Genomic DNA, 18,141 nt, shown 5'->3' on the forward strand with positions numbered 1-18,141 from the left:
GAACCCCGATGTACTACCCCGTCAACGAAGTCTTTGAAACCCTGCAGGGAGAAGGTGTGTTTACCGGCGTTCCGGCCATTTTTGTGCGTTTGCAGGGGTGCCCTGTGGGGTGTCCTTGGTGTGATACCCGCCAGACCTGGGACAAGCTTGAGCATAATCAGGTGAAACCTGCCGATGTGATCCGCACCGATGGCAGTATCGGTCGCTGGGCAGAGCATGATGCCAAGTCTTTACTGGAGGCGTTCAAACAGCAGGGATTCAATGCTAAGCATATAGTGATCACAGGGGGTGAGCCTTGTCTCTATCCGCTCACTGAAATGACAGAAGCATTTAATGCCGCAGGCTTTCGCACTCAAATTGAAACCAGTGGCACCTTTGAGGTGAATTGCAGCGCAGATACCTGGGTCACAGTCTCGCCCAAGGTCGGTATGAAGGGGGGGATGCCGGTACTGCGTCAGGCGCTGGAGCGGGCAAATGAGATTAAGCATCCGGTGGCGACCGAGGCTCATATTGAGGAACTGGATCAACTGCTGCGGGGATTGGATCTCAAAGACAAGGCTATCTGCCTGCAGCCCATCAGTCAGAAGAGCCGGGCGACGGCGCTGGCGATGAAAGTCTGTATCGAACGCAACTGGCGTTTGTCTATTCAGACTCACAAGTATCTGGATATCGATTAATCCGTAGTGGTAATCGACAAAAAGCCGCATTGATGCGGCTTTTTGTTATCTGAAGCGCGTTGTTAGCAGCAGAGTTCACCCGTGGTTTCAAACTGCTTCAGTTTGTTTTGATACTGGCTGATATCCCCTATGTTGGCGGCTATCCACTCGGGGTTGTAATAAGTGTCCAGATAGCGCTCACCGGGATCGCAGATCAGGGTCACTATTGAGCCCTGGCGGTTGTCGCGTTTCATTTCGGCCGCCAGCATCAGGGCACCATAGAGGTTGGTGCCGGTCGAGGCCCCGGTCTTGCGGCCGATGATCTGTTCCAGCCAATGGATTGTCGCCACAGAGGCGGCATCAGGGATCTTCAACATGGAGTCGACAACCCCCGGGATAAAGGAGGGCTCGACTCTGGGCCGGCCTATACCTTCAATCTTGCTGCCTTGCTCACAGGTGATGGCCGCATCTCTTTGTTGAAAATAGTCATAGAACACTGAGTTATCCGGGTCGACCACACACAGCTTGGTGCAAAGCTGTTGATAGCGGATATAACGGCCAATGGTGGCCGAAGTGCCGCCGGTACCCGGGCTCATCACAATCCACTCGGGAATAGGGAAGGGCTCGCGCTGCATCTGATCGAAAATGGCATTGGCAATATTATTGTTGCCGCGCCAGTCGGTGGCCCGCTCGGCATAGGTGAACTGATCCATATAATGGCCATTCAGCTCCCGCGCCAGCCGCTCAGACTCAGCGTAGATTTCGCTGGAGTGATTGACAAAGTGACAACGGCCGCCATAAAACTCTATCTGCTGTATCTTCTTGCGGGCGGTGGAGGCCGGCATAACCGCAATAAAGGGTAGCCCCAGCAGGCGGGCAAAGTAGGCCTCGGAGACAGCAGTGCTGCCGGATGAGGATTCAATGACAGGAGTATCCTGTTTGATCCAGCCGTTACACAAGGCGTACAGAAACAGTGATCTTGCCAAGCGGTGCTTGAGGCTTCCGGTTGGATGGGTGCTTTCGTCTTTAAGATAGATATCCACTCCGGCTACCGCCGGCAGTTCCAGTTTAATCAAATGCGTGTCGGCACTGCGCTGAAAATCGGCTTCGATTTTGGCAATTGCTTCGTTTACCCAGAGATCGGCCATTGTTGTTCTTCTTTCTTATAACAGGATGGTCTTAATCATAACCAAAGGTAATGACAATGGATAGCGAAAACTCAGGCGCATTAAGACACAGCCACAGGCTAGATAATTGATTGTTAAGGAATTAAACGCGGTGGGCGTAGATAAAAAACTTGGAAGATTGACTAAAGGAATATAAAAGAAATGGTGGAGGGAGAAGGATTCGAACCTTCGAAGGCGGAGCCGTCAGATTTACAGTCTGATCCCTTTGGCCACTCGGGAACCCCTCCACATATTTGGAGCCAGACATTAGAGTGAAAGATGGTGGAGGGAGAAGGATTCGAACCTTCGAAGGCGGAGCCGTCAGATTTACAGTCTGATCCCTTTGGCCACTCGGGAACCCCTCCACGATTTCACTTTCGTGTCTTTTAAATTGTAGGCAAATGGTGGAGGGAGAAGGATTCGAACCTTCGAAGGCGGAGCCGTCAGATTTACAGTCTGATCCCTTTGGCCACTCGGGAACCCCTCCTCAATTGCGGCCGCCATAGTAGTCAGAAACCTTTTTCATGTAAAGCCCGATTTTAAAAAAAGGGCTAAAGTTCGTGGTCATTTGGTCGATTAACTAACAACGAGTTGTTTTGTTGATGTTTTTTTATGCGCACTGATGTTTCCTTAATCAATGAACTGCAATTGGGCGAACGGCTTAATCTGGCTGTTGAGTCCCATCGCCGGGGGGAGTTTGCCCTGCTTTTGGCGTTGCTGTCTCAGGATGTGCGCGATTGGCCCCAGTTTCACCTGCATGACGATGTTGAAAAGGACGCTGTCCTGCGGCAGCAATTTGATCTGCCTGCGTCTCAACCTTTGGTTGGGGACTTGAGTCAAGAACCTTCCCCGGTAGACAACAGTTATCATTTTATCAGTGAGGGCGAGCGCAGCTTTCAACTGGCCCAGGCCTTGATGCCCGAACCTTTGGTTATCAGGGGAAAGAGAGATAGCGGAATGCAGGAAGCGCTGGATAACTGCGATTGGCACACAAGGCTGCGCACGGAAGGTGTCTTGAACCAACCCAAGGTGGCATCGATGGAGTTTGTGGACCAACTCTCCGAGCAGCGCAGGTTGGCCGGTCTTTATCAAACTGCGTGAGTCTTGCCTCAGTCCGGGTCTTGTCTATGTCGTATAATGGTGAATGCTTATCAGCATCGGAGACATATAGATGAAGAGTATTGAACAGGCTCAGGCCGCCAATGTGCAGGACACTTGTGCCGAGTGTGGCAGCTATGTGGATATAGGGACAGTGGTCGAAGAAGGAGACACCTTGCTTTCGTTGACTTTTCAAGGTGAGTCGGCAGTGGCCGATGCCGAGGCGCTAAAGCAATTGGCCGAAGGCCGCTTCGCCGATGTCAAGGCTGAGCTCTGCAACGATGAGCAGACTGTTACCCTGGCGCTGACTTTTTCCTGTAGTGCCGAGAAAATGATTTTTCAGTTGGAAAACGGCTTGGCATAAGTGACTTAAGTAAATGGTCAAAGGTGGCCTGATCCGAAAGCTTGTGAGGCCGGCCATGGCAGGGTAAATGTAAGAAAGTATGAGTTATCTTGCTGGATATTATGTAAAAGTGTAATCTCGCGCAGAGAAGTGATAACAGGCCCGCGCATTCGGCGCGGGTTTCTTTAAGCCCGAAAGGGAACCTGAGGACATGTGTGAAGCAACGTAGGTATCAGCGATTGCTGGAGTTGTTGACCAACTCGGTTGCCAAGCAGCAGGGCGATTTCGCCAAGACGGCTGAACTGGCTACTGAGCTCTTGTGTCAGTACCTTGATGTGCAACACGCCAGTGTCTGGTCCTGGTCCAGGGATCAACATGTGCAGTTTGAAGTTGCCCGCTTTGGCTCAGGGCGACCTATTCAGACGCCCAGACCGCAACACCTCAGTCAAATACCCGCCTATATAGATCAACTCAAACAAAGACGCCACATTGACGCCAATGACGCGCTAGCGGATTGGCGGATGAGCGAGCTTGCCGAGGTCTACTTTAACGCCAACGGTATTGCCAGTGCCCTGGATATCGCTATCAGGATCAATGGCCACATTGAAGGCGTATTGAGCCTGGAGCGAACCATTGCCGGCGAACTCTGGAGCGATTTGGAAATCCACCTGGCATCGCAAGTCGCTGATCAACTGGCGCTGACTCTGGCGACCTATGATGCCTACCGTAAAGATGAACTACTGACGCTGTTTCAGTCGGCCGCGGAGCAGTCGGCCCAGGTCACCATGCTAATCAATCTGCACACAGAAGCGATTGAATACATCAACAGCGCCCATGAACAGATCACCGGTATCCCGAAAGAAAAAATGCTTGGTGCCAGCCTGAAGCAATTGGCCTTTTTTCATCAGCAACCCAAACAGGCTGAAATGACCTTGGCCAAAGTGCTGCGCGGTGAAGTGGCGACCGGTGAAGTGATGCTCAATCGTGAGCAGGGCCAGGAATACTGGCTAAGATACCATGCCAGTCAATTTATCACTCAGCGCGGTAACCATTATGTCTTGGTCTCCAGCGAAGATTGTACCGAGCAGCATAATTATCAGGCCGAACTTGAGCGCTTGGCCTGGCGTTGCAGCCTGACCGGACTATACAACCGCACCCATTTCAATCGTTTACTCGATAGATCCTATAGCGGGCAGTTGCTGTTGATCGATTTGATTGGTTTTAAACGCTTCAATGATACCTATGGGCATGAACAGGGTGATGCCTTGCTGATTGAAGTGGCCCGCCGTTTGAAACATTTTGCCTCTCTTTATCCCGGCTGCAATATTGCCAGGGTAGGCAGTGATGAGTTTGCCCTCCTGCTCGATGATAACAACGAGCTTGATATCGATGTTTGCTGTCATCGCCTCTATCAACAATTGTGCAATCCCATCAATATCGGCCGTGAGCAAGTGGATCCCAAGCCGGCACTGGCGGCGGTGGACATTGCCGAAGTCGCCGAATTGGTAGCGCCGCTGACTTGTGCCGATATTGCGCTGCAATACGCCAAGAAGAAGCAGGGTACGGCAATCCAGTTTTTCAACAGCGCGTTGCTCAAGGCGTTCAAAGATGATGCCCAGATAGAAAGAGATCTGCACGCCGCCATTCGGGGCAGACAGTTTGAACTTTATTATCAGCCGCTTAAAGATTTGCAAAGCTGCAGTTACATAGGTGCCGAAGCACTGATCCGCTGGCACCATCCCAAGCGGGGAGTACTGTATCCCGGCGCCTTTATCGATATTGCCGAACAGTCTGGGCTTATCAATGCCATAGGTACCTGGGTGCTGGAGGCCGCCTGTCGCCAGCTTAATTTGTGGCAGCACCACAATATTAATATCGCCATGCATGTGAACGTGTCGGCGCGGCAGTTTTTCGGCAGCAATCTTTATGAGCAGGTGTGGCAACTGCTCAATCGTTACCGCTTGAAGCCAGGTACGCTTATTCTGGAGATCACCGAAACCGAGTTGATGGAAGATATACGCTATGCCACCAATCTATGCCAGGAGTTGGCAGATTTGGGGGTAGGGCTTGCCATTGATGATTTCGGTACGGGCTACAGTTCAATGCGCTATTTGAAACAGTTTCCCATCAGCAAGCTCAAGATAGACAGGTCTTTTATCTCAGATCTCAATATTAGCCGCGAGAGTCGCGAAATCGTCAGCGCGATTATCGCCATGGCCAAGGCGCTGAATATCTCTCTGACAGCAGAAGGAGTTGAAACCGCCGAGCAGGAACGTTTTCTCACATCCTGCATGTGTCATCAGGCCCAGGGGTTCCTGTACAGCCCGGCACTCAGAGAAGCTGAATTCAGCGCTTTCTTGCAGCAGAGTCAACCGCTGTTGCTGCACTGATTAGCCAGCCCAAGCCCACTCTGGCCAACTTGGGGCCGAACTTAAATAACTCCTAGCTAAATCCGTTTCAGGCAGCAGTGTTTGAACTTGTGACCGCTGTTGCAAATGCAGGGTTCATTGCGTTTGGGATAGCTGACGGCGAACTGCTTGCCCTCGGTGTAAAACCAGTGGCCGGCCTCAAGTATAAATTTCGATTCTTCAAAAATAGCGTCCAACTGGCCATCGGCCAAATACCAGGCCTTGAAAGTGACTCTGGCCTGGGTTTGTCCCGGAGTCAAAGGTTCCCGCTCGACAATCTGCAGTCCCAGCCACTGGGTCTTTGGCATTTGGGCCAGGATTTGCGTCGTGAGTCCCTGTCGATAGTCCTGGTGATGGGTATCGATAAGATAGTCAAACTCCTGTTTGACAAAGGCGGCATAGCGGGAGCGCATCAACTGCTCTGGAGTAGCTGCTGTGTGCTGCTTAGTGTGCAGCGGCTGACAGCATTCGCAGTAGGGGAGCTTGGAGTGGCAAGGGCAAAGGGTATTGGTTGGCATCGGGATTTTCTGTTTCAATCTCTGTTTCAATCGTGAATGGTAATAAGGCGCCGGCATCCCGGCTTGAGTTGCGCTCATAATAGCGCTTTGACGGCAGCCTTGCATTGAAAAGCGGCTATATTGCCAGGCCTTGGAAGCTTTGGTTAGTGGATGATGAAAATCATTACCAGATTGAGCATCAAAACACTGAACGCAAGCCCTATGGCAAATTGGATAAGGCGTTCTTTGGCGGGCGAGGCTTCTATCAGCTGCAGCGGGTAGTCAAAGAAAATGGCCAGATAAAGCAGGCTTCGTAAGGGATAGGCCGTACCCGAGAGCCGGTACTCCCGGCCGTTTTTCAGCTTAACTGTCAAGGCGTGAGCTCGCTTGCGCTCAAGCTGATGATTGTCATGATAGCCCACCCAGTGGAACACCAGACTCGCGATATCCTCTTTGGCGACAGCGGTCGTTGCTCCCGTGAGATATTGAGGCAGGAGAATACGGGTTTGGTTTATCCTTATCTGCCGCTCGTCTTTGGCACTGCTTTTCACGCCTAACTGAGTCAGTATCCGGCCTTTGCGTACCTGGATATATATCAAAAACCAGATGACGCTACAGGCAGGGCAGGGCGGGATTCCACTTTGTTTATATCTTAACCAAATAACAACTCTGAGCGAAATGTAGGACTCCAACCAGCACGGCGGCGCTTACCTGCCAGACTGTCTTTTTTGCCTTGGTGCTGCCTTATCGCACTCAGAGCCGCTCGGTTAAATAGGGCGAGATGCTTTGCGCCATCAGGATCCGTTACCTTCAGCGCATCTTCGCGGAAGACCACATCCAGCACCCAATGGAGCTGATTTTCTACCCCCCAATGCTCTCGAATAGTCCTCGCGGCCTCTTCGGCATTGAGCGGTAAGGAACTGACATACCAGCGTGAAGAACATGATGTTATTCCATCGACTGTCCGTTCACTGGCAACTTCGATAAATGAGGTGATGTGCGGCCACTTTTTCTTAAGTTCCGCTGATAATTCTGCTTCTATCTGCATGACTGTTCGGCGCTCCCTGCGGCCATGACCCATGTTGAACTGCTCAAATATAGCCAGTTCTGGCTGCTCATACGCTTTACTGAAGCTGGTTTTGACTGCTTCAAATAATCCCGGCTGGTTCGACTTGAGCTGAATAATGAAATCACCGTTCCCCTGTTTAATTTTGTTCATGGTAGACACCTGACAATGCAGTGCATCCAGCGTCAGAACGGCATTATCCAGTGCCATAGCATCAATCATGTTGCGGGCGACTTCAGCTTCTTTCCCTTTAGAATGTGAACTGTCTTGGTAAAGTGTAATGCCGTTGCCGACATCAAATGCGCTGACAACATGGAGTGCATTCTTAGCATCCTCACTCCACGCCCCGCGCAGGGTTTTTCCATCCAGCGCGATAACGGTTTTCCCTTCCGTTTGCCGTTGCTCATTGATCCAGCCAAATATGGCTTGAAGGAGCAGTTCGCTGTCCAATGCTTTGATTATATTACTGATACAATGCCTTTTAGGGATGCCATTTTCGAATTTTCGGTACAGACGGAGCCAATCTAGCTGTTCTTCTCCGAATTCCTGAATAGACTTCCACCCAGTCGCACCGCTGAGGATAGCACTGAGTGTCAGGAACACCACATCCACTAAATTATGCTTTAGATTGATGTCCTTACGGGGATCGGTAATCTGTTCTAGTTGTTTCAAAAGGGTCATGGTCATCTGTGGATTAAGGGCAAGGCAGATCAGATCATGACCAACCGTAAAAGTTCAATTTAAAGTGGGATCCCGCCCTGACAGGCAGGGAGCAACAGCAACTGAACCTTTCCCATAAAAGGTGCCAGCAGAGTGGCCAGCACAATAACGGGAACTAGGCTCAAAAGCAGCGGCAGCTCTTTTCTCCAGGGCAAAGTGAAAAAGCTCAAAGAGATGGGCAAAGTGATTTCGCTTACCAAATCCAGGTTAGTGTATTTGCCGGTAAAGGTGCGATCGAACCATTTACAATCGTTCAATAAGGCAGGGAAGGTGCGAACAAGTCCCATGTGTGCTCTGCGTTGGCTTACAGGCCTGGATGCAAGGCGTGGTTTGCAGCAAATGGCCTTAGTCCTTTGCAAGAAACACAACACAGCAGACAGGTCTGTAAGCCACGCCCTTCGGGGCTTTCACAGCAACCGGCTCTCTGCGTTATCCGACTTCGACATGCCCCGACATGCCTTCAGTCAGATGCCTTGAACGCCAATTGCTGTGCAAGCCAGAGTGCCAAGAGGACTTATTTGCACCTTCCTTAGGATGGCGTCATCTGACTCATAATTCCTTTTATTTGTCGTGAACTTCAGCAAGAGAAGTGAACAAGGTAATCCGTCATTGTAATTGCAGCAAAAACGATAGCGCTCTTATATCCGTAGGGCACACGCTCAAGTACTGCCAATTACTTGGCATGAACGATTTCAATTTCAACACTGGGTGGGAGATCGCTGGCAGGGGGCACGGGGGCAAACTGCTCGCCATAATACAGGTTAGGTTGGGGTTTGGCGTTGAAATAATGCTCAGGCTCGGCGCGGTTGCTGGTATCAACATCCACTAACCAGTTACCTTTTTTATCTTTGTGGCTGACGATAACGATTTTACCGGCAAACTCGCTCATGGGTTCTTCAGTATCTTTTGGCGGGTGAAAACGCACCAGATAATAGCCTATGTCAGTGGCGCTCTTTCCGTGTGCCTGACGCTGAACAACCCTAAAATCCACATCTATCCTGGCTTGTTTATGGCGAATTCGGTCAAAGAACTTTTGATACAGTTTGAGTACGTTTTCACGCCCCTGAACTATGGCAAGGCTTTGCTGTTCAGGAATATAAGTGGCATCCTCGGCGTATATATCCTCCAAAGGAGCTGAGTCGAGTTCATTAAATGCCCGGTTGAACATGACATAGACACGATTAAGGGCTGCTTGGTCTTTATCCTGCAATTCGGCGGCCTTGAGGGGCTGAAGCACAGAAATCAGGCAAAAGAACAATAGGGTCAGGAATTTCATTAAAATCATCTAAGCAGGCTCATCTGACCTCACTATAATAGAAGCCCCTTGGTAACAGAAGATTGATTTCTTTACAAAGTGTGTAAACCTCGTCATAAGTTGGAGGAGTCGCATCATGAAAGCAGATGATCTGACACTTTTTATGCAAGAAATGGCCGATGTGGTGCCGCTCAAGCAACAAACCCAGGCCCAGACCAGAGCGAAACCTCTTTCCAGCGAGTCAAAACAGGCACGCAAAGCCGCCGCCGAGGCCCATGAGTACCTGCAGCGCCTGACCTTGGATTTAGCGCTGATCCCCAGAGTGAAACCCGATGATATGCTCAGCTACAAGCAGCAGGGGATCCAGGAGGCGGTATTCAAGAATTTACGTCTCGGCAAATACAAGATAGCCGCCGAGCTGGATATTCATGCCATGTCGGTGCGCCAAGCCAGAGATTATCTGCTCGGTTTCATTCAAGCTCAGGTGGCTTTGGGCCACCGCTGCGTGCTGGTGATCCATGGCAAAGGGCAGAATCGTAAGCCGTTTCCTGGGCTTATCAAGTCCTGTGTCAACTTCTGGTTGTCGCAGATGGATGAAGTGCAAGCGTTTCACAGCGCTCAGCGCGAACATGGCGGCTATGGGGCCCTCTATGTGATGTTGCCTAAATCAGAAGCCAAACGGCTTGAATCCCGCGAGACCAACCACAAAGGAGCAGGCTTTCGCTGAGCTGTTTTTAACGGCGGTTTGCAGGCCTTGCAAGAGGCCGAGATTTAGTTTGACATAAGTGTAACCAATGTTTAATTTAAACGAGTGTTTTAAATTAACTAAGGTCACGGAATGGCAAGTCGATCTGATACCAAGACAAGAATTCTCGATGCCGCGGAGAAGCTGTTTGCCGAACGGGGGTTTTCAGAAACCTCCCTCAGGCTTATCACCAGCAAAGCAGAAGTGAATCTTGCATCTGTAAACTACCATTTTGGTTCCAAAAAAGAGCTCATTCGGGCGGTTTTGGCACGTTACCTGGACGTGTTTATGCCGTCGGCGTCCAACGCCATCAATGAGCTTATCGGCCAGGATAAACAGGCTTCTTTGGATGCCATTTTTTCCTCCCTGGTGGGGCCGCTGCTGGAACTCAACAAAGTCCGCAACGAAGGAACCAGTATCTTCCTGCAACTGCTCGGTCGCGGCTACATCGAAAGTCAGGGGCACTTGCGCTGGTTTATTACCACCCACTATGGTGAGCATCTGGATCAGTTTGTTCAGGCTGTGTCCGGCAGTGCACCTCACATTCCACCGGCAGAGATGTTCTGGCGCTTGCACTTTACCCTGGGAACTATAGTTTTCACCATGGCATCGGCCGATGCGCTCAACGAGATAGCCGAAGCCGACTTTGGTGAACATAATGATATAGAGGCGGTCATCCGCAAGGTGATCCCCTACATGGCTGCCGGTGTGGCTGTGCCGCTGGTTTCTCAAGCAGAATAAAGGTCTGGTTATGAGTATTATCCTTCTAATAATTGTTGCCCTGATAGCGCTGTTCTTCGTGCGCAATATACGCCTGCAGTTCGTGACACGGCCGGTATTGGCCTTCTTTCGTAAGGTGTTACCGCCGCTTTCTGATACAGAGCGTGAAGCGATGGAGGCCGGTGATGTCTGGTGGGAAGCCGAGCTGTTTCGTGGTAAACCCAACTGGGAAAGCCTGCACGCCTATGGCAAGCCGGCACTGAGCGCCGAAGAGAAAGACTTTATCGACCATCAGGTGATGACGGCGCTAAAGATGATTGATGACTATGACATAGTCAACAACCGCAAGGACTTACCGCCTGAGCTGTGGGAGTACTTCAAGAAAGAAGGCTTCTTTGCGCTGATCATCCCCAAAAAATACGGTGGCCGTGAGTTTTCTGCCTATGCCAACTCCACCATAGTCAGTAAGTTGGCGAGCCGCAGTGTCAGCGCCGCCGTGACTGTGATGGTACCCAACTCACTCGGTCCGGGTGAGCTGCTGACTCACTATGGTACCAAGGAGCAGAAAGAGCACTGGTTACCGGCCTTGGCCAAAGGGGAAGAGATCCCTTGTTTCGCCCTGACAGGCCCCGAAGCCGGCTCAGATGCAGGAGCCATTCCCGATGAAGGGATAGTCTGCCGCGGTGAGTTCCAGGGCGAGGAAACTCTGGGGCTGAAGCTGAGCTGGAACAAGCGTTACATCACGCTGGCACCTGTGGCCACTGTGCTGGGGCTGGCATTTCAGATGCGTGACCCAGACGGGCTGTTGGGGGACAAGGTTAACTTGGGGATCACCTGCGCCCTGATCCCAACCGATCATCCCGGCGTGAAAATTGGCCGCCGTCACAATCCGCTCAATATGGCCTTTATGAATGGTACCACTCAAGGGGAAGAGGTGTTTATTCCGCTGGATTGGATCATAGGTGGCCCGCAATACGCCGGTCGCGGCTGGCGTATGCTGGTGGAGTGCCTCTCTGCCGGGCGTGGTATTTCACTGCCGGCGCTGGCGACGGCGTCAGGGCATATGGCGACCAAGACGACAACCGCTTACAGCTACGTGCGTAAACAGTTCGGCATGGCTATAGGCCAGTTTGAAGGGGTTCAGGAAGCGCTGGCAAGGATCATCGCCAACACCTATCAGCTGGAAGCGGCCCGTCGTCTGACAACCACAGGCATAGATCTCAAGGTTAAACCATCTGTGGTTACCGCGATTGCAAAATATCACATGACAGAGCTTGGCCGTCAGGTGATGAACGATGCCATGGATATTCAGTCCGGCAAGGGTATTCAGATGGGGCCAAAAAACTATCTGGCTCATGGCTATATGGCCAACCCTATCTCCATCACAGTGGAAGGGGCCAACATCCTGACCCGTAGTTTGATGATCTTCGGTCAGGGCGCGACCCGCTGTCATCCTTATGTGCTGGCCGAGATGGAAGCTGCCGGCATGGAAGACAACAGTGAAGCACTGGAGCGTTTCGACTCCTTGCTGATGGGCCACATAGGTTATGCGCTGCGTAATGCCTTCGGCTCATTGGGCAACGCTCTCAGCCGTAGCTATTTTGAGCGCTCACCCGTAAGTGGCGATACTCGCGACTATTACAAGCAGATGGCCCGTCTGTCCAAGGCGCTGGCGCTGGTGACTGACTTGTCGATGCTTATCTTGGGCGGCGATCTCAAGCGCAAGGAGATGATTTCGGCCAGACTCGGTGATGTGCTCAGTCAGCTGTATCTGGGCTCGGCCACATTGAAACTGTTTGAAGACAATGGCCGCCAGTTTGACGATCTGCCGATAGTCAAACATGTGATGGATACCCGATTGCAACTGGCTGCCAAGGCGCTTGAGCAGGCGATAGCCAACTTCCCCAATCGTCCGGTTGCCTGGGTCATGCGTGTGCTGGTATTCCCACTGGGGAACCACTTCAACGGCCCGAAAGACAGTCAGTCCATTGAGCTGGTCAAGAGCATGCTTAAACCTGGTCCGGCCCGTGACAGGCTGACCTTCCTCTGTCCTGAGTTTGACGGCGACACCAGTGGTATTGCCGAGGTGGAAGCGGCATTCAAGGCTCAATATCAGTGCCGTGAACTGCACGGCAAACTGAGAAAGGCACAAAAAGATGGCCGTTTGCCTGCCAAACTGGCCCCTTTATCTCTGTATCAGGCGGCATTGGACGTTGAGGTTATCAGTAAAGCCGAGTATGAGCAGTTGCTTGAGGCCGATAAGCTGCGGTTAGCGGCAATCAATGTCGATGACTTTGAAACTCTGTAATTGAGATTGATTGGTATGTGAATTTCAGTTTGGTAAGCCTGTCCCGGGCGGGCTTAGCTCTGATGTAAACAAAATCACCAAGCCTGAAACAGAACAAAAGCAGCAGAAATAAAAAAGGTACGCCTCGGCGTACCTTTTCTGTTTTGTTATCAGCTTAGCGCTATTGGCAAGCCATTAGGCTACGATCAACACCTTACAGGTGTTGGTGCCACCTACGGTTTCCATGGCATCACCCTTGGTCATGAGCACCATGTCACCACTCTCCAGATACCCCTTGGCCTTGAGGCTTTCAAGGGCCTTTTTCGCCAGCTCATCGGCGGCATAAACGGTGGAGTCAAACTCAACCGGATAGACACCACGATAGAGCGCCATCTTGGCCAAAGTAGGTTGATGACGGGCGAGGGCGAAGATAGGCAGCGCCGAGCTTATCCGTGACATCAACTTGGGCGTTGCACCGGATTCGGTCAGGGCGATAATCGCCTTCACACCCTGCATATGGTTGGCGGCATACATGGTAGACAGTGCTATGGTTTCTTCTATGGAGCTGAAGCTTTCATCCAGACGGTGCTTGGATACCCGCACACTGGGATGTGCTTCGGCGCCGAGACAAACCCTGGCCATGGCCTGAACCGTTTCTTCCGGATAATCCCCGGCAGCGGTCTCGGCAGAGAGCATCACTGCGTCTGTACCATCGAGTACGGCGTTGGCTACGTCCATGACTTCGGCGCGGGTAGGCATAGGGCTGCTGATCATAGACTCCATCATCTGGGTCGCGGTGATCACCACCTTGTTGAGCTGACGCGAGCGGCTGATCAGTTTCTTCTGCACGGCAACCAGAGCCGGATCGCCGATTTCAACCCCCAGGTCACCGCGGGCAACCATGACGGCATCGGAGGCGAGGATCACATCGTCCATCGCTTCATCGGAAGCCACGGCTTCGGCGCGCTCTACCTTGGATACTATCAGGGCATTGCTGCCGGCCTTTTGCGCCAGTTCGCGGGCATAGTTAAGATCGGCGCCGCTGCGGGGGAAGGATACCGCCAGGTAGTCCACCTGAATTTGTGCCGCAGTGACAATGTCCTGCTTGTCTTTATCTGTCAGCGCAGCGGCAGACAGACCGCCGCCTTTCTTGTTGATCCCCTTGTTGTTGGACAGGGGACCGGCAACTGTCACGCTGGTATGTACCTTACGGCCTTCTACCTTTTCGACTTTCAGTTGTACCCGGCCATCGTCCAGCATCAGGATATCACCGACAACCACATCGTCCGGCAGTTCCTTGTAATCGATACCCACCTGAGTTTCATCGCCTTCGCCTTTACCCAGTTCGGCATCCAGAATGAATGGCTGGCCGAGCTTGAGTTGGACTTTCTTATTGTCCTTGAAGGTGGAAACACGGATTTTCGGACCCTGGAGATCGCCAAGGATGGCAACGTGTACACCAAGCTCTTTCGCAATACTGCGTGCCTGGCTGGCGCGTTTGAGGTGATCTTCGGGGGAACCGTGGGAGAAGTTGAGGCGAACAACGTTGGCACCTGCTGCTATGATACGACGCAGGTTATCATCACGATCTGTGGCTGGGCCCAGCGTGGTAACGATCTTGGTTCTGCGGAACATAATATACTCCGTTTAAGTTTTAAAAAAATCTTACGCTATATTAACAGACATCAGCTCAATATGTAGGAAACTTACAGACAAAATGATCTAACTCAAAGTTTTATTTTTGTGAGTTACGGCTAATTTTAGGCGGGGCATGGGCAGTTGCCAATTTTGGTAACTGCCCTGGAGCTTACGGGAAAGGGGATTACAGCGGCTCGCTCTTATCGATGCGGGATTCTTTCAATACCTCTTTGACCCGCTTGAGACTTTCCCTGAAGCGTGGGCCCCGACGTAGCGTGAATCCGGTCGCCAGCACATCAATAATCACCAACTGAGCTAAACGTGATGCCATAGGCAGATACATATCAGTGTCCTCCGGCACCTCCATGGTAACCGGCAGGGTACATTCCTGCGACAGCGGCGAGTGGCGCGCTGTTATACCAATCACAGCAGCGCCGTTTTCTCTGGCCAATCTTGCTATATCGATCAAAGACTTGGTGCGGCCAGTGTGGGAAATCAGCACCACTACATCGCCTTCATCACTATTGATACAGCTCATGCGTTGCATCAACACATCATCGAAACATAAAACCGGTACATTAAAGCGGAAGAACTTGTTCTGGGCATCGTGTGCTACTGAGGCCGAGGCGCCAAGACCGAAGAATGAGATCTTTTTCGCTTGAGTCAGTATGTCTACCGCCTTGTTGATAGCCGTGGTATCTATGCTCTGGCGTGCTGTATCCAGAGAAGCCATGGAAGATTCGAAGATCTTGGTGGTGTAAGACTCGGGTGTATCATCTTCCTCAACGTGACGACTGACGTAAGGGGTACCATTCGCGAGACTTTGGGCCAGATGTAATTTAAAATCCGGGAAACCTTTGGTATCCAAACGACGACAGAAGCGGTTGACTGTAGGCTCGCTGACATCCGCCATCTTGGCCAGAGTTGCTATGCTTGAGTGAATAGCTGTCTGGGGAGATGCCAGGATAACTTCGGCTACTTTGCGTTCTGACTTGCTGAAATGGGGGAGGTTTTTTTGAACCTTTTCTAGGGTATTCATACGCGTACGTCCGCTGGGTTGAAATTATGTAATTTTATTATTTCTTTGAGGCATGAGCACTACAAAGTAGGGTGCAAACCAATCTTGACGTAAGTCCTGTATATACCGGAATGAAAACAGGCTAACTTCCGAGATAAGAAGGTTTTAAGCAAGAAAAGCATACCAGATTATTGCCAAACCTGCCTAGACTGGCCTCATGGCTTTATTTGCAAATTATAGATGCATTTAATAAATACTGTTGTTATATTACAACAAAAGTGTGGAATTCTTCATCGCATAGCGGAACCACCACCGACAAAAGGAGAGCATTAAGCAATGGGCAAAACAACATCAGAGGCCAAAGCTTGTGATTTTGTACTCTTTGGTACCAAGGGCGACTTGGCAAGGCGCAAATTGTTGCCTTCGCTCTACCAGCTGGATAAGGCTGGCCTGCTCAATCGGGACACTAAGGTCATAGGTGTTGCCAAAGACGAATTCTCTGCCGAAGATTTTCGCGAACTGGTTAAAACAGCCCTGAGCACCTTTGTTAAAGAACCCCTGTGCGACACCACGCTTTCCCGCTTCCTCGAACGTTGCCATTATGTCGGCACCAATTTTACCGAATCTGAAGGATACAAAGCCTTCCACCAACTGCTCGAGCCTGCCAAGCGGGTGATGGTCAACTATTTTGCGACGCCTCCAGCCATCTTCGGTGATATCTGCCGTTGCCTGCATGAACAACAACTGATCCATCCCGATACCCGAGTGGTGCTGGAAAAGCCCATAGGCTCAGATCTGCAGTCATCAAGAGTGATCAATGACCAGGTTTCTGCCTACTTCAGTGAGAGTCAGGTCTATCGTATCGACCATTATCTGGGTAAAGAAACAGTACAGAACTTGATTGCTTTGCGTTTTGCCAATTCACTGTTTGCCTCCAAGTGGGATAACCGCACCATAGATCATGTACAGATCACAGTGGCCGAAGAGGTGGGCATTGAAGGGCGCTGGGGCTATTTCGACAAAGCCGGCCAGATGCGAGACATGATCCAGAACCACCTGTTGCAGGTGCTCACCTTGATTGCTATGGACCCACCTGTGAACCTGGATGCCGATAGCATTCGCGATGAGAAGGTGAAGGTGCTCAAGTCGCTGCGTCCCATCAATCAGGACAATGTATTTGAAAACACTGTGCGCGGCCAGTATTCGGCCGGGTTCCTCAAAGGATCGCCGGTTCCCGGTTATCTGGAGGAAGAGGGCGCCAACGTGGATTCCAACACAGAGACCTTTGTCGCCTTGCGTGTCGATATCGACAACTGGCGCTGGGCCGGGGTGCCTTTCTATCTGCGCAGCGGTAAACGTATGCCGTTCAAGAGTTCTGAAATTGTCATCTATTTCAAGAATCCACCCCATAACCTGTATCGTTCAAGCCATCGTAATCTGCCGCCCAATAAGCTGACCATTCGTCTGCAACCGCATGAAGGGGTAGAGATCCAGATGATGAACAAGGTGCCCGGGCTTGAGCAGAAACAGCGATTGCAAACCACCAAGCTGGATTTGAGCTTCTCCGACACCTTCAAGAACGAACGTATCGCCGATGCTTATGAACGTTTGTTGCTCGAAGCCATGCTGGGTAATCAGGCATTGTTTGTGCGCCGCGACGAAGTGGAGCAGGCCTGGACCTGGGTAGATGGCATTATTCAATCCTGGGAGATGAGCAACGAAAAGCCCAAGCCTTATCCTGCCGGTACCTGGGGGCCTGTGGCCTCAGTGGCCTTGATCACCAAAGACGGCCGCTCCTGGGATGAATAAGGAGACAGCATGATTAAAGAAACCGTATTCAAATCGTTCGATAACCCAACTGCGCTGGAAGCCCAGTTGGCCGAGCGTATTGCCGGCGCGCTGCAAAACGCGATAGATAGCCGCGGCAAGGCCAGCCTGGTGGTTTCCGGTGGTTCGACGCCGCTGAAACTGTTTGCCGAGCTCAGCCACAAGATGATCGACTGGAGTGATGTTTACATTACGCTCGCCGACGAGCGCTGGGTGGATGCCGAAGACAAGGACTCCAACGAGCGGCTGGTGCGCGAGCATCTACTGCAAAATCGCGCCGCCAGCGCCAAGTTTCGTGGCCTGAAGAATATGTTTGCCAGCCCGGAAGCGGGTTTGAGTATGGCCACAGAGCAGTTGGCCAACTTCCCACGGCCTTTCGATGTGGTAGTGCTGGGAATGGGCAATGATGGTCATACCTGCTCCTGGTTTCCCTGCGCCCCCGAAGCGCAACTGACCGAGGCGCTGGAAACCGATGCACTGCTGTGTGCCGTGCATCCGGGCAATGCGCCTCACGCCAGGATCAGCCTGAGCCGTAAAGCCGTGCTCGGCAGCCGCCAGATCTATCTGCATCTGGTCGGTGAAACCAAACTTTCCGTATATCACCAAGCTCTCGAGAGTGACGATCCCAGGGAAATGCCGATCCGCGCCGTGTTGGCGCAGCGCAAGACCCCGGTCGATGTGTTCTGGAGCGCTTAAG

General features: G+C 51.6%; 16 protein-coding genes and 3 tRNA genes. 9 read left to right on the top strand and 10 right to left on the bottom strand.

The window, feature by feature from the left end; all coding sequences use genetic code 11:
• Positions 1 to 8 precede the first annotated feature (8 nt).
• Positions 9 to 677, top strand: coding sequence for a 7-carboxy-7-deazaguanine synthase QueE (queE, locus tag ACSHSR_RS09805; RefSeq protein ID WP_025010237.1), 669 nt, complete (start codon positions 9 to 11; stop codon positions 675 to 677).
• A 62-nt stretch (positions 678 to 739) separates the two neighbouring features.
• Here the strand turns inward: queE and ACSHSR_RS09810 are convergent, their stop codons facing one another.
• From ACSHSR_RS09810 to ACSHSR_RS09825, 4 genes are all read right to left on the bottom strand, one after another.
• Positions 740 to 1,804, bottom strand: coding sequence for a PLP-dependent cysteine synthase family protein (locus tag ACSHSR_RS09810; RefSeq protein WP_025010238.1), 1,065 nt, complete (start codon positions 1,802 to 1,804; stop codon positions 740 to 742).
• A 181-nt stretch (positions 1,805 to 1,985) separates the two neighbouring features.
• Positions 1,986 to 2,070: transfer RNA gene (locus ACSHSR_RS09815), tRNA-Tyr, on the bottom strand.
• 32 nt (positions 2,071 to 2,102) lie between these two features.
• Positions 2,103 to 2,187: transfer RNA gene (locus ACSHSR_RS09820), tRNA-Tyr, on the bottom strand.
• 37 nt (positions 2,188 to 2,224) lie between these two features.
• Positions 2,225 to 2,309: transfer RNA gene (locus ACSHSR_RS09825), tRNA-Tyr, on the bottom strand.
• Positions 2,310 to 2,434: 125 nt separating this feature from the next.
• Between ACSHSR_RS09825 and ACSHSR_RS09830 the strand changes: the two genes are divergently transcribed.
• The 3 genes from ACSHSR_RS09830 to ACSHSR_RS09840 all read left to right on the top strand — a co-directional run bounded on the left by ACSHSR_RS09830 (position 2,435) and on the right by ACSHSR_RS09840 (position 5,653).
• The gene (locus ACSHSR_RS09830) at positions 2,435 to 2,923 is read left to right on the top strand and encodes a VC2046/SO_2500 family protein (protein ID WP_071237438.1); all 489 of its coding nucleotides are present in this window, start codon (positions 2,435 to 2,437) and stop codon (positions 2,921 to 2,923) included.
• 70 nt (positions 2,924 to 2,993) lie between these two features.
• Positions 2,994 to 3,284 (top strand): DUF406 family protein, encoded by a 291-nt coding sequence (locus tag ACSHSR_RS09835; protein WP_071237437.1) that lies wholly within the window; start codon positions 2,994 to 2,996, stop codon positions 3,282 to 3,284.
• 194 nt (positions 3,285 to 3,478) lie between these two features.
• Positions 3,479 to 5,653 carry a putative bifunctional diguanylate cyclase/phosphodiesterase gene (locus ACSHSR_RS09840; protein WP_479631463.1) on the top strand — a complete coding sequence of 725 codons (2,175 nt, stop codon included), beginning with the start codon at positions 3,479 to 3,481 and terminating at the stop codon, positions 5,651 to 5,653.
• Positions 5,654 to 5,709: 56 nt separating this feature from the next.
• On the opposite strand, the gene ACSHSR_RS09845 is transcribed toward ACSHSR_RS09840, so the two are convergent.
• The 4 genes from ACSHSR_RS09845 to ACSHSR_RS09860 form a co-directional block, all read right to left on the bottom strand.
• Positions 5,710 to 6,189 (bottom strand): YchJ family protein, encoded by a 480-nt coding sequence (locus ACSHSR_RS09845; RefSeq protein WP_107004888.1) that lies wholly within the window; start codon positions 6,187 to 6,189, stop codon positions 5,710 to 5,712.
• A gap of 143 nt (positions 6,190 to 6,332) precedes the next feature.
• On the bottom strand, positions 6,333 to 6,719 hold the full coding sequence (locus ACSHSR_RS09850; protein WP_479631464.1) for a hypothetical protein: 387 nt from the start codon (positions 6,717 to 6,719) through the stop codon (positions 6,333 to 6,335).
• A gap of 101 nt (positions 6,720 to 6,820) precedes the next feature.
• On the bottom strand, positions 6,821 to 7,915 hold the full coding sequence (locus ACSHSR_RS09855; protein ID WP_109248997.1) for an ISAs1 family transposase: 1,095 nt from the start codon (positions 7,913 to 7,915) through the stop codon (positions 6,821 to 6,823).
• A 712-nt stretch (positions 7,916 to 8,627) separates the two neighbouring features.
• Complete coding sequence (locus tag ACSHSR_RS09860; RefSeq protein WP_025010242.1) at positions 8,628 to 9,230, bottom strand: YybH family protein; 603 nt, start codon at positions 9,228 to 9,230, stop codon at positions 8,628 to 8,630.
• A 115-nt stretch (positions 9,231 to 9,345) separates the two neighbouring features.
• On the opposite strand from ACSHSR_RS09860, the gene smrA reads away from it, so the two are divergent.
• The 3 genes from smrA (at position 9,346) to ACSHSR_RS09875 (ending at position 12,982) form a co-directional block, all read left to right on the top strand.
• Entirely contained in the window at positions 9,346 to 9,936 is a 591-nt protein-coding gene (smrA, locus tag ACSHSR_RS09865) for a DNA endonuclease SmrA (protein WP_025010243.1), read from the top strand.
• Positions 9,937 to 10,047: 111 nt separating this feature from the next.
• Positions 10,048 to 10,695 carry a TetR family transcriptional repressor PsrA gene (psrA, locus tag ACSHSR_RS09870; RefSeq protein ID WP_096141902.1) on the top strand — a complete coding sequence of 216 codons (648 nt, stop codon included), beginning with the start codon at positions 10,048 to 10,050 and terminating at the stop codon, positions 10,693 to 10,695.
• 10 nt (positions 10,696 to 10,705) lie between these two features.
• Positions 10,706 to 12,982, top strand: coding sequence for an acyl-CoA dehydrogenase (locus ACSHSR_RS09875; RefSeq protein ID WP_101058818.1), 2,277 nt, complete (start codon positions 10,706 to 10,708; stop codon positions 12,980 to 12,982).
• 174 nt (positions 12,983 to 13,156) lie between these two features.
• Here ACSHSR_RS09875 and pyk read toward each other — a convergent pair whose 3' ends face one another.
• Positions 13,157 to 14,596, bottom strand: coding sequence for a pyruvate kinase (gene pyk, locus ACSHSR_RS09880; protein ID WP_025889941.1), 1,440 nt, complete (start codon positions 14,594 to 14,596; stop codon positions 13,157 to 13,159).
• A 187-nt stretch (positions 14,597 to 14,783) separates the two neighbouring features.
• A complete protein-coding gene (locus ACSHSR_RS09885) occupies positions 14,784 to 15,638 on the bottom strand; it encodes a MurR/RpiR family transcriptional regulator (protein ID WP_028781506.1) in 855 nt (284 codons plus the stop codon).
• Between the two features lie 315 nt (positions 15,639 to 15,953).
• Between ACSHSR_RS09885 and zwf the strand changes: the two genes are divergently transcribed.
• Together zwf and pgl are read left to right on the top strand one after the other, a co-directional pair.
• Positions 15,954 to 17,426 (top strand): glucose-6-phosphate dehydrogenase, encoded by a 1,473-nt coding sequence (gene zwf / locus ACSHSR_RS09890; RefSeq protein WP_025010246.1) that lies wholly within the window; start codon positions 15,954 to 15,956, stop codon positions 17,424 to 17,426.
• Positions 17,427 to 17,435: 9 nt separating this feature from the next.
• Positions 17,436 to 18,140: a 6-phosphogluconolactonase gene (gene pgl, locus ACSHSR_RS09895; protein WP_044734564.1), complete on the top strand. Its 705-nt coding sequence runs from the start codon at positions 17,436 to 17,438 to the stop codon at positions 18,138 to 18,140.
• The last annotated feature ends 1 nt before the right edge of the window (position 18,141 follow it).

Source organism: Shewanella sp. VK101 (assembly GCF_056497865.1).